Below are 294 nucleotides of genomic sequence, written 5' to 3'. Positions count from 1 at the left end.
ACAGCGTGCCGATGCCGAGCATGGCGGGCACGACGATGAGCATCGGGTCCAGGCCCGCGAGGGCGAAGCATCCCGCGACGATGGCGGCGAACAGCGCCTGCAGCAGCCCGGCGACGGCCGGGGCACCGTTCTCCCTGGTGCGGGACAGTGCATGCGGCAGCACGCGGGCGCGGCCGAGTGAGTACAGGTACCGCGTCGCCGAGTTGTGGAAGGCGAGCATCGCCGCGAACAGGCTCACCAGCAGCAGGATCGTCGCGATGACCGCCATCGGCTCGCCGAGGTACTTCGCGATCA

Annotated in this window: 1 protein-coding gene; it reads right to left on the bottom strand. The window is 70.1% G+C overall.

Annotated features, from left to right (window positions below; all coding sequences use genetic code 11):
* A partial coding sequence (locus KI686_RS17660; RefSeq protein WP_237590394.1) for an amino acid permease occupies positions 1–294 on the bottom strand: 294 nt, incomplete at both ends.

It is taken from the genome of Polaribacter sargassicola (assembly GCF_021991835.1).
Classification (GTDB): domain Bacteria; phylum Bacteroidota; class Bacteroidia; order Flavobacteriales; family Flavobacteriaceae; genus Polaribacter; species Polaribacter sargassicola.
This window is presented reverse-complemented; position numbering and strand designations above follow the sequence as displayed.